This is a genomic window from Mesorhizobium sp. B2-2-3 (assembly GCF_006442405.1).
GTDB lineage: Bacteria > Pseudomonadota > Alphaproteobacteria > Rhizobiales > Rhizobiaceae > Mesorhizobium.
The window spans coordinates 273,481-286,277 of sequence record NZ_VFWC01000006.1 but is presented as its reverse complement, the minus strand read 5'-3'; the positions used below and the strand labels follow the sequence as shown (position 1 = coordinate 286,277).

The window sequence follows — 12,797 nt, the reverse complement described above, 5'->3', positions numbered from 1 at the left end:
CACGGCCTTCGTGTTGTTGCATTGCACAAAAGCTCCTACATCAAAGGCATGCGATATTGCTGGTCAGGGTGAATGCGATGGATCAAGCCAATCACCATGTCGTCGTCGTAGGGGCGGGGTTCGGCGGCCTCGAATTCACCCGCGCTCTCGCCGGTGCGTCCGTGCGCATCACCATGATCGACAAACGCAATCACCATCTTTTCCAGCCGCTGCTCTACCAGGTCGCAACGACAGCGCTGGCGACCTCGGAGGTCGCCTGGCCGATCCGCCACCTGCTGCGCAAGCGCAAGGACGTGACGACGCTGCTCGCCAATGTCACCGGCATCGACCGAGCCGGAAAACGCGTGCTGCTCGATGACGGCAGCACCGTCGCCTACGACACGCTGGTGCTCGCCACCGGCGCCCGACACGCCTATTTCGGCCACGACGAATGGGAGCCGTTCGCGCCAGGGCTGAAGACGCTGGAGGACGCCACCACCATCCGACGGCGCATTCTGCTCGCCTTCGAGCAGGCCGAACGGGAAACCGATCCTGCCAGGCGCCAGGCGCTGCTGACGATCGCGATCGTCGGCGGCGGTCCGACCGGTGTCGAACTTGCCGGCACCATTGCCGAACTGGCGCACGACACACTGCGCGGCGAATTCCGCAACATCGACACGCGCGAGACGCGTGTGGTGCTGATCGAGGCTGGCGACCGCATATTGGCCAATTTCGCACCGAAACTGTCCGATTATGCCGGAAAGGCGTTGAAGCGGCTCGGCGTGACGATCGAACTCGGCCGGGCGGTCACGCGCTGCGACGCCGAGGGCGTCGTCTTCGGCGACACGCATCTGCCGGCGAGGACCATATTGTGGGCGGCGGGCGTTGCCGCTTCGCCGGCAGCCGAATGGCTGGGCGCCGCCGCCGACCGGGCGGGAAGGGTGCTGGTTGAACCCGATCTCACCGTGCCGGGCAGCCCCGAGATTTTCGTCATCGGCGACGCCGCTCTCGTGCTGCGGCCCGATGGACGGCCCGTTCCCGGCGTGGCGCCTTCCGCCAAGCAGGAGGGCCGCCATGTTGCCGCGACCATCAAGGCCAGGCTTGCCGGCGATACGAGCGTACGGCCGTTCTACTACAAGCATGCCGGAGACCTGGCCACGATCGGCAAGCGCGCCGCGGCGATCGATTTCGGCTGGATCAGGCTGACCGGCCGGCCGGCCTGGTGGCTGTGGGGACTGGCGCACATCTATTTCCTGATCGGCTTCCGCAACCGGCTCGCGGTGTCGCTGAACTGGCTATGGATCTACGTCACGGGCCAACGCAGCGCCCGCCTGATCACGCAGGGCGACGACGACAAGGGCTGATCTTCCGCGCTTGCGCCCGTTCATCCGCGCGTCATCTGTTGCTGATCGACTGACAGCTCCGATGCGCGCAACTTCTTGAATGGACTCGAATAGGTTTCAGCGCGAAGTTCGCTTCGGGCCAGGGTCTTTCGTGTCGTCGAAAAGGAGAAAACATGTCGCCGCTCCATTCCGTCTCCCGCCGCGGTCTCCTCGCGGGCGCCGCCGCCACAGGCGCGCTGATTGCGCTTCACCCTTTCTCCGCCCGCGCCCAGGCCAACCAGGCGCATCTCCGGATCATGGAGACCACCGACATCCATGTGAATGTGCTGCCCTATGACTATTACGCCGACAAAGCGAATGACACGATGGGACTGTCGCGCACGGCCTCCCTGATCGACGCGGTGCGCAAGCAAGCCGTCAATTCGATGCTGATCGACAATGGCGACCTGCTGCAGGGCAATCCGATGGGCGACTACATCGCCTATGAGAAGGGCATGAAGGACGGTGACCTGCATCCGATCATGAAAGGCATGAACCTGCTCGGCTACGAGTGCTCGACGTTGGGCAACCACGAATTCAACTACGGCCTGTCCTTCATGGACAAGGTTCTGGCCGGCGCCAATTTCCCCTTCGTCTGCGCCAACCTGATCCGCGGCACCGAGCTTGCCGCGAACCCGCGCGACGACAAGCTCTACCTCAAGCCCTACGTCATCCTCGACAAGAAGATCAGCGACGGTTCAGGCACCGAGCAACCGATCAGGATTGGCATCATCGGCTTCGTGCCGCCGCAGATCATGGTCTGGGATCTCAAGAACCTCGAAGGTAATGTCAGAACGCGCGACATTGTCGAGGCCGCCAAGGCCTGGGTGCCGCAGATGAAGGAAGAGGGCGCCGACATTATCATCGCGCTCTCGCATTCTGGCATCGACGTCAAGCAGGGCGACATGATGGAGAACGCATCGTTCTTTGTCGCCGGCGTCGAAGGCATCGACGCGGTGTTCACGGGTCACCAGCATCTGGTGTTCCCTGGCAAGAAGGATTTTCAGGCGCTCGAAGGCGTCGATGCGCAAAAGGGTACGCTGCAGGGCAAGCCGGCCGTCATGGGCGGCTTCTGGGGCTCGCATATGGGCCTGATCGACCTGATGCTGGAGCGCGACGGCTCGAAATGGAAGATCGTGTCCGCCACCTCGGAAGCGCGGCCGATCTTCGAACGTGTCGACAACAAGAACAAGCCGACTGTCGCGGACGACAACCGCATCATCGCCGCGCTCGAGCAGGACCGCCAGGCAACGCTCGCCTATGTGCGTCGTCCCGTCGGCAAGACCGCAGCGCCGCTCTATTCCTATTTCGCGCTGGTCGCCGACGATCCGTCGGTTCAGGTCGTCAGCCAGGCGCAGACCTGGTACCTTCAGGACATCCTGAAAAACACACAATGGAAGGACGTGCCGCTGCTGTCGGCGGCAGCCCCCTTCAAGGCCGGCGGGCGCAACGGCGCCGACTACTACACCGATGTGCCGGCAGGCGACATCGCCATCAAGAACGTCGCCGACCTCTACCTTTATCCCAACACCGTGCGGGCCGTTGAGATCACCGGAGCGCAGGTCAAGGAATGGCTGGAAATGTCGGCCGGCATCTTCAACCGGATCGAACCTGGCAAGGCCGACCAGGCGCTCATCAACACCGACTTTCCGTCCTACAATTTCGATGTTATCGACGGCGTCACCTACAGAATAGATCTGTCGCAGCCGCCGAAATACGATGCCAAGGGCGGGCTGGCGAATGCTAGTGCCAATCGCATCGTCGGCCTGATGTTCGACGGCAAACCGATTGATCCCAATCAGAAATTTGTCGTTGCAACGAACAACTACCGGGCCGGCGGCGGCGGCAATTTTCCTGACATCGACGCTTCCAAAATTATCTACGAAGCGCCAGACACCAACCGCGACGTCATCGTCCGCTACATCGTCAAGCAGGGCACCATCAACCCGTCGGCGGACGGCAACTGGTCGTTCGCGCCGCTGCCCGGAACCAGCGTCGTGTTCGAGACAGGGCCCAAGGCGAAGGACCTCATCGCCGAAGTGAAGTCATTGAAGATCGAGCCGGCGGGCGCCGGCGAGGCAGGATTTGCGAAATACCGCATCCTTCTCTGACCGCCATTCGCAATTGGGACGCGGGCCATTTCTGGATCATGTCCGGCCAGTCGCCGGCGACGAGATCGAAGGCGCGCCGGCATAGATTTGGCAGTTCCAGGTGCCGAGAGCTCACATACCGGACGAGGGTCGACACGGATCCCATCTTTGCCTGGCGGAAACGTCTATGAGCACAGCCGGGCTTATGCGATAGATTAGCCATGCGTTATGTCATCGTCATCGCCGCCGTTGCGTTCTTCCTGATCTGGGACGGTCTCTACAACCAGGGCCGGTACCTCGATATGACGGTGAGGAATGTCTCTCACGTGGTGCGTTACGTCACCGGCAAGGTCTAGTCCCGTTCAGGTCTCATGCATCCCGGGCGCGTCGCAAGGACGCGCGGCACCCTGAACGGTTGACCTGACGGTTTCGTCGTCACAAAAGACCCCGGATTTTTGATCGAGGAGGCGGGGTTGATCCGGCATATCGTTTTCTTCAGCGCGCGGCGTGGCGAGGATGTGGAGGCAGTGCGCTCTGGGCTGCTGGCGCTCGGCGGCATTCCCCATTCCAGCCTGTTCGAGGTGACGCTGAACACCAAGGTCGATCCGCTGTCGGATGAGATCGACGTGGTCGTCTACGCCGAGTTTACCGATGCCGCCGCATTGGCCGCCTACAAGGCGCATCCGCTCTATGCGCAGACCACCAGCAGGGTCAAGCCATTGCGCGAACTGCGTTATTCCGCCGATGTGGTGGCCGGAAGCTGATTCGGGCGCCCTTGAACCCTTTTGCGCAATGATGCACACCGCGCTGGCATGATCCAAACACCACCCACAGGCACTCATCCGCTCGATCACCTCGTGCTGCCGACCTCGAGCCTCGATGTGGCGCGGGCGCGGCTGACGGCCCTCGGCTTCATCGTCGCGCCGACAGGCATCCATCCATTCGGCACGGAAAATTGCTGCGTCTTCCTCGCGGACGGCACCTATCTGGAACCGCTGGCTGTAGGCGATGATCAGGCCGCGATGAAGGCCGCCGGCCAGGGCAATGTCTTCGTCGCGCGCGACCGGCTCTATCGTGACCGCAATGGCAATGAAGGTTTTTCCGCCGTGGTCCTGACCACGGACGACGCCGATGCGGACCATGCACGCTTTGTCGATGCGAGCCTGTCGGGCGGGGACATGCTGGGCTTTTCGCGGGCGTTCACCGACGCTGCCGGCAAAAGCGACATGGCGTCATTCAAACTGGCCTTCGCGTCGACCGGGGGTCCAACCGATGCGTTCCTGTTCGCCTGCCAGCGCGTCAACGCGCCGGAAGTGGACCGCACGGCGCTGCAGGCTCATGCCAACGGTGCCACGGGAATTGTCGAGATCGTGGCGATCAGCGACGAGCCCGCCGAGCAGCGCCGGCTGATTTCCGTGGCAGTAAACGATCCGACGGCTGACGCGCGCGCCTCCATTTTTCGTCTACCTAACGCTATCTTGACTGTACTCGACCCGGCCTCTTTCACGGCACGCTTTGGCGTGCCCGCCGGTAAGCCGACGCAACTCCGCTTCGCGGCAGTCGTCTTTTCGGTTCGGCGTGCCGCCGTCGCGGCAGGTCTGCTTGCAGCCAATTCCATCAGATACGATATGTCGGGCAGTGATATCGTCGTGCAGCCGACATCCGGGCAGGGCGCGGCCTTCATCTTTCGGGAGATACAATGAGCAACGCCTTGGCGCCCAATTCATCGGTAACCGTCGGCAATGTCGTCTTCGACAACGCAGCGCCGCTGTCGCTGATCGCCGGCCCTTGCCAGTTCGAATCACGCCAGCATGCCTTCGACATGGCCGGCGCGCTGAAGGAATTGACAGGCAGGTTGGGCATCGGCCTCGTCTATAAGACCAGCTACGACAAAGCCAACCGCACCTCCCTGTCGGCAACGCGCGGTGCCGGCATGGAGGCGGCGCTCCCGGTCTTCGACGAGTTGCGCAAGGAATTCTCCTTGCCGGTACTGACCGACGTCCACACCGAGGAACAGTGCGCCATCGTTGCGCCGCATGTCGACGTGCTGCAGATCCCGGCCTTCCTGTCGCGCCAGACCGACATGCTGGTTGCCGCCGCAAGGACGGGCAAGGTGATCAACGTCAAGAAGGGACAGTTCCTCGCGCCCTGGGACATGAAGAACGTGGTGGCCAAGGTCACTGGCTCCGGCAACGCCAATGTCTTGACCACCGAGCGCGGCGCCTCGTTCGGCTACAACACGCTCGTCTCCGACATGCGGGCCCTGCCCATTATGGCCGACATTGGCGCGCCTGTGATTTTCGACGCCACCCATTCGGTCCAGCAGCCGGGCGGGCAGGGCGGTTCGTCCGGCGGCGAACGCCGCTTTGTCGAGACCTTGGCCCGCGCGGCTGTCGCCGTCGGCGTTGCCGGCGTCTTCATCGAGACCCACCAGGATCCGGATAATTCGACCTCGTCCGACGGACCGAACATGGTGCCGCTGAAGGACATGCCGGCACTTCTGGAAAGGTTGATGGCGTTCGATCGGGTAGCGAAGGCCCGCTGACCCGGCGCAGCTGAAGGTCGTCGCCGCGGAGGGCATATATCGGCCTGCCACGTCAGTAAGAAGTCACCTTTATACAGGTGGAAAAAGTCGAACAGACCGGCGGAAAAGTCGGGAACCTTCGATCTCGCCCCTCATTGTGAAAGTCCAGAGCAACGACAATGAGGAGCACATCATGACAACCCAGGCAGGACACACAGAGGCTATCGCTGCTTCGCGGGTCATCGGCACATCCGTCTATAACACCGAAGGCACGAAGATCGGCAGCATCGAGGACGTCATGCTCGACAAGCTGTCCAACGGCATCATGTTCGCTGTGATCGGTTTTGGCGGCTTTCTCGGCATGGGTGAAAAATATCACGCCATCCCGTGGGCGAGTTTGGATTACGATGAGGATAGGGGCGGCTATGTCGTGCCATTCTCGAAGGACCAGCTGAAAGCCGCTCCCGCCTATTCGATCAACGAGCTGACGGGCGCCGATGGCGAGGCCGCACGTGACGCCTCCTACAATTACTACAAGGTCGAGCCTTACTGGCATTGACCGGCCAGCCTGACGTGAAAAGGCCCCCGCAAACCAGCGGGGGCCTTTTACATGATCGCCTGCCGTGCTTACTCCGCGCTGCGGAGGGTCGACAGTTGCACCGCGCCCTGTGGAGGCTGCTGGTTGTCGCAGGACGTCAGGAACGCCGCCGCGATCAGGAACAAACTCACGATACCGCTTAACTCGGACATGGCGAAACTCCTCCTGTTTCGCCCCGCGCAGCCGCCATCATAGACCGGCGGCCATCCTATGGCGCATGACTTATGATGACAGGAATTTGCGCTTCGTGAATCGCGCCGGCGGCAATAATTGGCGGTGGCCCGATTGCCTTTTGCGCCGCTTTGGCTAAGACGGGCGCGACGTTTCGTCAGATCAATCGGGGACATCGCAATGACCGCCATCATCGACATTGTCGGGCGTGAAATCCTGGACAGCCGTGGAAATCCGACCGTCGAGGTCGATGTCGTGCTCGAAGACGGTTCGATGGGCCGCGCGGCCGTGCCGTCTGGAGCTTCCACCGGCGCGCATGAAGCCGTCGAACTGCGCGACGGCGGCGCCCGCTATCTCGGCAAGGGCGTGCTGCGGGCCGTCGAGGCGGTCAACGGCGAACTGTTCGAGGCAATCGGCGGCATGGAAGCCGAAAACCAGATCCACATCGACCAGACCATGATCGAACTCGACGGCACGCCCAACAAGAGCCGGCTCGGCGCCAACGCTATTCTCGGCGTGTCGCTGGCGGTGGCCAAGGCCGCGGCCGAAGCCGCCGGCCTGCCGCTCTATCGTTACGTCGGCGGCACCAAGGCGCATCTGCTGCCGGTACCGATGATGAACATCATCAATGGCGGCGCCCATGCCGACAACCCGATCGATTTCCAGGAATTCATGATCCTGCCGGTCGGTGCGCCAACGCTGCGCGAAGGCGTGCGCTGGGGTTCTGAGGTCTTCCACACGCTGAGGAAGAAGCTGAAGGACGCCGGCCACAACACCAATGTCGGCGACGAAGGCGGCTTTGCCCCGAACCTGAAGAGCGCGCCGGTGGCGCTCGATTTCATCATGGAGTCGATCGAGCAGGCCGGCTTCAAGCCGGGCGAGGAGATTGCGCTCGGCCTCGATTGCGCTGCGACGGAATTCTTCAAGGACGGCAACTACGTCTATGAAGGCGAGAAGAAGACACGCGATCCGAAGGCGCAGGCGAAATACCTGGCCAAGCTCGCCGCCGATTATCCGATCATTTCGATCGAGGACGGCCTTGCCGAGGATGACTGGGAAGGCTGGAAATATCTGACCGACCTGATCGGCAAGAAGACGCAGCTCGTCGGCGATGATCTCTTCGTCACCAATACGGCGCGCCTGCGCGATGGCATCCGCATGGGGGTCGCCAATTCGATCCTGGTCAAGGTCAACCAGATCGGATCGCTGACCGAGACGCTCGATGCCGTCGAGACCGCGCACAAGGCCGGCTACACCGCCGTCATGTCGCATCGCTCGGGCGAGACCGAGGATTCGACCATCGCCGACCTCGCCGTCGCCACCAATTGCGGGCAGATCAAGACCGGATCGCTGTCGCGTTCCGACCGCATGGCCAAATACAACCAGCTCATCCGCATCGAGGAAGAACTCGGCAAGCAGGCGCGCTACGCCGGCAAGTCGATGTTGAAGGGCTGAGCCGGAGCATCTGACACAGGGATGGCGGTGAGGGGCGGGAATTCCCGCCCTTTTTCGTTGGAGCGCCTGTGGACGCGTCATCCGTAACCGTCCGTTAAGCACAATGGAGCGAAAAAGACCGTGGTCGCCCGAGTTCGCGACTGCGAGGGAACGGACGATGTGGACGCGTCAGCACAAACAGAGAAACACCGGCCGGCTGATTATCCCCTCGCTCTGCGCGGTGTTCCTGGCCTATTTCGGCTTTCATGCCTATCACGGCGAGTTCGGCATCAATTCGAAATACCAGCTGGAGGCCGAGACTGTTGCCCTGCAGGCCCAGCTCGATGCGATCAAGGCGCGCAGGATGGAGCTGGAACGGCGCGTCAAGCTGATGCACGACGGCACGCTGGAGAAGGACATGCTCGACGAGCAGGCGCGTAAGGCGCTGAATTTGTCCCAGGCCGACGAAATCACCATCATGTTGCCGGTCTCGGCAAAGTAACCAATATCAGGTTAATCACCAATATTTTCAATGATTCTAATTGCTTAGTCGCATGCCAGCTATGCAATTTCGACATGGCGGAACACGTTCTCACGTGTTAGCCTCCCCAAAATCAGTGGGGAGAGCTGATCTCCCCTGAGCAGATTTCATCTTGCTCGAGCAGATTTCATCTTGCTCGAAATGTCCGCGAAGAGACGCCAACAGGGAGTGATGCATGGCAACCGCAGCCAGGAAAGCGCCTGCCAAATCGAAATCCGACGGCAAATCGGGCCTTTCCGCGCCCAAACCAGTGGAATTCACCAAGGACGAGGAGCTTGCCGCCTACCGGCACATGCTGCTTATTCGCCGTTTCGAGGAAAAGGCCGGCCAGCTTTACGGGATGGGCTTCATCGGCGGCTTCTGCCATCTCTACATCGGCCAGGAAGCGGTCGTCACCGGTATGAAGATGGCGCTGATCGACGGTGACCAGATGATCACGGCCTACCGCGACCACGGTCATATGTTGGCGATGGAACTGTCGCCGCGTGGCGTCATGGCCGAACTGACCGGCCGCCGAGGCGGCCTGTCGAAGGGCAAGGGCGGCTCCATGCACATGTTCTCCAAGGAGAAGCATTTCTACGGTGGCCACGGCATCGTCGGCGCCCAGGTGTCGCTCGGCACGGGCCTGGCCTTTGCCAACCGCTATCGCAGCAACAACAATGTCACGCTGACCTATTTCGGCGACGGGGCCGCCAACCAGGGCCAGGTCTACGAAAGCTTCAACATGGCTTCGCTGTGGAAGCTGCCGGTGATCTACATCATCGAGAACAACCGCTATGCCATGGGCACCTCGGTATCGCGCTCCTCGGCGGAGACCGACTTCTCGAATCGCGGCGCCTCGTTCAAGATTCCCGGCATCCAGGTCGACGGCATGGACGTGCGTGCTGTCAAGGCCGCCGGCGATCTCGCTACCGAATGGTGCCGTGCCGGCAATGGGCCGCTGATCCTCGAAATGCAGACTTACCGCTATCGGGGCCATTCGATGTCCGACCCGGCGAAATACCGCTCCAAGGAAGAAGTGCAGAAGATGCGCTCCGAGCATGACCCGATCGAGCAGGTCAAAGCGCGGCTGATCCAGAAGAAGTGGGCAAGCGAGGACGAATTGAAGACCATCGACAAGGAGGTTCGCGACGTCGTCGCCGATGCCGCCGAGTTTGCCCAGCACGACGCCGAGCCGGATCCGTCCGAGCTCTGGACCGACATCGTATTGTAACGGGAGGGCAAGGACATGCCGATCGAAATTCTCATGCCCGCCCTTTCGCCGACCATGGAAGAGGGCAATCTTTCCAAGTGGTTGAAGAACGAGGGCGACAAGGTCGTCGCCGGCGACGTCATCGCCGAGATCGAAACCGACAAGGCGACGATGGAAGTCGAAGCTGTCGATGAGGGCACGCTTGCCAAGATCGTGGTTCCCGCAGGCACCGAAGGCGTCAAGGTCAACGCGGTGATCGCCGTGCTGGCTGTCGATGGCGAAGATGTCGACAAGGCCGGCGAAGGCATCGGTGAAGAGCCCGCCAAGACTGAGGCAAAGGCGCCGACACCGGCACCCGCCGCGGCCAAGAGCGAGGCAGCGGCGCCTGTGGCGGCCGCGCCGAAGACGGAAGTCGCCGCCGATCCTGACATACCCGCCGGGACCGAGATGGTCTCGACCACGGTGCGCGAAGCGCTGCGCGATGCCATGGCGGAGGAAATGCGCCGCGACGGCGATGTCTTCGTCATGGGCGAGGAAGTTGCCGAGTACCAGGGCGCCTACAAGATCACCCAAGGCCTGCTGCAGGAGTTCGGACCGCGTCGCGTCGTCGACACGCCGATCACCGAGCACGGCTTTGCCGGCGTCGGGGTCGGTGCGGCGATGGCTGGCCTGAAGCCGATCGTCGAATTCATGACCTTCAACTTCGCCATGCAGGCGATCGACCAGATCGTCAACTCGGCCGCCAAGACGCTCTACATGTCCGGCGGACAGATGGGCGCGCCGATCGTCTTCCGCGGGCCGAATGGTGCTGCGGCTCGCGTCGCCGCCCAGCATTCGCAATGCTATGCCGCCTGGTACAGCCACATACCGGGCCTGAAGGTGGTGATGCCTTATACCGCCGCAGACGCCAAGGGACTGCTCAAGGCGGCGATCCGCGATCCGAACCCGGTCATCTTCCTCGAAAACGAAATCCTCTACGGCCAGTCCTTCGACGTGCCGAAGCTGGACGACTTCGTGTTGCCGATCGGCAAGGCGCGCATCCATAAGTCAGGCAAGGACGTCACCATCGTCTCCTTCGGCATTGGCATGACCTATGCGGTCAAGGCCGAAGCGGAACTGCGCGGCATGGGCATCGACGCAGAGATCATCGATCTCAGGACCATCCGTCCGCTCGACTTCGACACCATCATCGCCTCGGTGAAGAAGACCAACCGGCTGGTCGTGGTGGAAGAAGGTTTCCCGCAGAACTCGGTCGGCGACCATATCGCCAACCAGGTGTCGCAGCGAGCCTTCGATTTCCTCGACGCGCCGGTCATCACCATTGCCGGCAAGGACGTGCCGATGCCCTATGCGGCCAATCTCGAAAAGCTGGCTTTGCCGAATGTCGGCGAAGTCATCGAGGCCGTCAAAGCCGTCTCATATCGCTGAACCGGGCGGGAGGACACAATGCCAATCAACATCACCATGCCGGCCCTCTCGCCCACCATGGAAGAGGGCAATCTGTCGAAGTGGCTCGTGAAGGAGGGCGACAAGGTTTCGCCCGGCGATGTCATTGCCGAGATCGAGACCGACAAGGCGACGATGGAAGTCGAAGCCGTCGATGAGGGCACGGTGGCGAAACTGGTCGTTCCCGCCGGCACCGAAGGCGTCAAGGTCAATGCGCTGATCGCCGTGCTTGCCGCCGAGGGCGAGGACGCAAGTGCCGCCGCTAAAAGCGGTGGCGATGCCGCACCGGCGAAAGCGGAGCCTCCCAAGGCTGAGACATCGAAGACCGAGACTCCCACCTCTCCGTCTGATGGGGGACGTCGCGCCGCGGGTGAACCCGCCGCCGCGACCCCCACTCCGGCCGGAAGGCCGGCCGACCCTCCCCACAAGGGGGAGGGTGAAGGGCGCACCTTTGCTTCGCCGCTCGCGCGCCGAATTGCCAAAGAGGCGGACGTCGATGTGTCTGCCGTGACCGGCACCGGCCCGCATGGCCGGGTGGTGAAGGCCGATGTCGAGGCCGCCATCGCCGGCGGCGGCGCCAAGGCAGCACCCGCTGCCAAGGCTCCGGCTGGCGCGCCGGCCGCTGCTCCCGCGCCGGTAAAGGCGATGTCGGACGATCAGGTGCTGAAGCTGTTCGAGGAAGGCTCCTACGATCTCGTCCCGCACGACAATATGCGCAAGACCATCGCGCGGCGGCTGGTCGAGGCCAAGACCACCATCCCGCATTTCTACCTGACGCTCGACTGCGAGCTCGATGCGCTGCTTTCGCTGCGCACGCAGCTCAATGCGGCCGCACCGCTAAAGAAGACCGACAAGGGCGAGGCGCCCGCCTACAAGCTGTCGGTCAACGACATGGTGATCAAGGCGATGGCCATGGCCTTGAAGGCGGTGCCGGATGCCAATGCCTCGTGGACCGAAAGCGCCATGGTCAAGCACAGGCATGCCGATGTCGGCGTCGCCGTCTCGATCCCCGGCGGCCTGATCACGCCGATCATTCGCAAGGCGGACGAAAAGACGCTGTCGGTGATCTCCAACGAGATGAAGGACCTGGCCAGCCGCGCGCGCAGTCGCAAGCTGAAGCCGGAAGAGTATCAAGGCGGCACCACGGCGGTGTCGAACCTTGGCATGTTCGGCATCAAGGATTTCGCCGCCGTCATCAACCCGCCGCATGCGACGATCCTGGCGGTGGGCGCCGGCGAGGAGCGGGCGGTGGTCAAGAACGGCGAGATCAGAATCGCCACGGTGATGTCGGTAACGCTGTCGACCGACCATCGCGCCGTGGACGGAGCACTCGGTGCCGAACTGCTGGTCGCCTTCAAGAAGCTGATCGAGAACCCGATGGGCATGCTGGTGTAGGAAGAACAAGGCGGTGCGGAAATTCTTCACCGGCCTCTTCGCCGG

The 12,797-nt window shown here is 62.3% G+C and carries 13 protein-coding genes; 12 read left to right on the top strand and 1 reads right to left on the bottom strand.

Annotated features, from left to right (window positions below; all coding sequences use genetic code 11):
- The first annotated feature begins 77 nt into the window (after window positions 1–77).
- The 7 genes from FJ951_RS13820 (at window position 78) to FJ951_RS13795 (ending at window position 6,534) form a co-directional block, all read left to right on the top strand.
- Window positions 78–1,343 carry an NAD(P)/FAD-dependent oxidoreductase gene (locus tag FJ951_RS13820; protein ID WP_140515431.1) on the top strand — a complete coding sequence of 422 codons (1,266 nt, stop codon included), beginning with the start codon at window positions 78–80 and terminating at the stop codon, window positions 1,341–1,343.
- A gap of 152 nt (window positions 1,344–1,495) precedes the next feature.
- Window positions 1,496–3,472: a bifunctional 2',3'-cyclic-nucleotide 2'-phosphodiesterase/3'-nucleotidase gene (locus tag FJ951_RS13815; protein WP_140515430.1), complete on the top strand. Its 1,977-nt coding sequence runs from the start codon at window positions 1,496–1,498 to the stop codon at window positions 3,470–3,472.
- Window positions 3,473–3,672: 200 nt separating this feature from the next.
- A complete protein-coding gene (locus FJ951_RS29000) occupies window positions 3,673–3,807 on the top strand; it encodes a hypothetical protein (RefSeq protein WP_263483007.1) in 135 nt (44 codons plus the stop codon).
- A gap of 117 nt (window positions 3,808–3,924) precedes the next feature.
- Window positions 3,925–4,215 (top strand): Dabb family protein, encoded by a 291-nt coding sequence (locus FJ951_RS13810; protein WP_140501335.1) that lies wholly within the window; start codon window positions 3,925–3,927, stop codon window positions 4,213–4,215.
- Window positions 4,216–4,263: 48 nt separating this feature from the next.
- A complete protein-coding gene (locus tag FJ951_RS13805; protein WP_140515429.1) occupies window positions 4,264–5,154 on the top strand; it encodes a VOC family protein in 891 nt (296 codons plus the stop codon).
- Window positions 5,151–5,996, top strand: a complete 846-nt coding sequence (gene kdsA / locus FJ951_RS13800) for a 3-deoxy-8-phosphooctulonate synthase (protein ID WP_140501337.1) — start codon at window positions 5,151–5,153, stop codon at window positions 5,994–5,996. The genes FJ951_RS13805 and kdsA overlap by 4 nt, the downstream gene beginning before the upstream one ends.
- 172 nt (window positions 5,997–6,168) lie before the next feature.
- Window positions 6,169–6,534: a PRC-barrel domain-containing protein gene (locus tag FJ951_RS13795; protein WP_140501340.1), complete on the top strand. Its 366-nt coding sequence runs from the start codon at window positions 6,169–6,171 to the stop codon at window positions 6,532–6,534.
- Between the two features lie 68 nt (window positions 6,535–6,602).
- On the opposite strand, the gene FJ951_RS28995 is transcribed toward FJ951_RS13795, so the two are convergent.
- On the bottom strand, window positions 6,603–6,725 hold the full coding sequence (locus FJ951_RS28995; protein ID WP_263483006.1) for a hypothetical protein: 123 nt from the start codon (window positions 6,723–6,725) through the stop codon (window positions 6,603–6,605).
- A gap of 199 nt (window positions 6,726–6,924) precedes the next feature.
- Between FJ951_RS28995 and eno the strand changes: the two genes are divergently transcribed.
- The 5 genes from eno to FJ951_RS13770 all read left to right on the top strand — a co-directional run bounded on the left by eno (window position 6,925) and on the right by FJ951_RS13770 (window position 12,752).
- Complete coding sequence (gene eno / locus FJ951_RS13790) at window positions 6,925–8,199, top strand: phosphopyruvate hydratase (RefSeq protein ID WP_140501342.1); 1,275 nt, start codon at window positions 6,925–6,927, stop codon at window positions 8,197–8,199.
- A gap of 157 nt (window positions 8,200–8,356) precedes the next feature.
- Complete coding sequence (locus FJ951_RS13785; protein ID WP_140501344.1) at window positions 8,357–8,680, top strand: septum formation initiator family protein; 324 nt, start codon at window positions 8,357–8,359, stop codon at window positions 8,678–8,680.
- Between the two features lie 214 nt (window positions 8,681–8,894).
- On the top strand, window positions 8,895–9,932 hold the full coding sequence (pdhA, locus tag FJ951_RS13780) for a pyruvate dehydrogenase (acetyl-transferring) E1 component subunit alpha (RefSeq protein WP_140501346.1): 1,038 nt from the start codon (window positions 8,895–8,897) through the stop codon (window positions 9,930–9,932).
- 15 nt (window positions 9,933–9,947) lie between these two features.
- Window positions 9,948–11,339: a pyruvate dehydrogenase complex E1 component subunit beta gene (locus FJ951_RS13775; protein WP_140515428.1), complete on the top strand. Its 1,392-nt coding sequence runs from the start codon at window positions 9,948–9,950 to the stop codon at window positions 11,337–11,339.
- Between the two features lie 18 nt (window positions 11,340–11,357).
- Entirely contained in the window at window positions 11,358–12,752 is a 1,395-nt protein-coding gene (locus FJ951_RS13770; RefSeq protein WP_140515427.1) for a pyruvate dehydrogenase complex dihydrolipoamide acetyltransferase, read from the top strand.
- Window positions 12,753–12,797 lie beyond the last annotated feature (45 nt).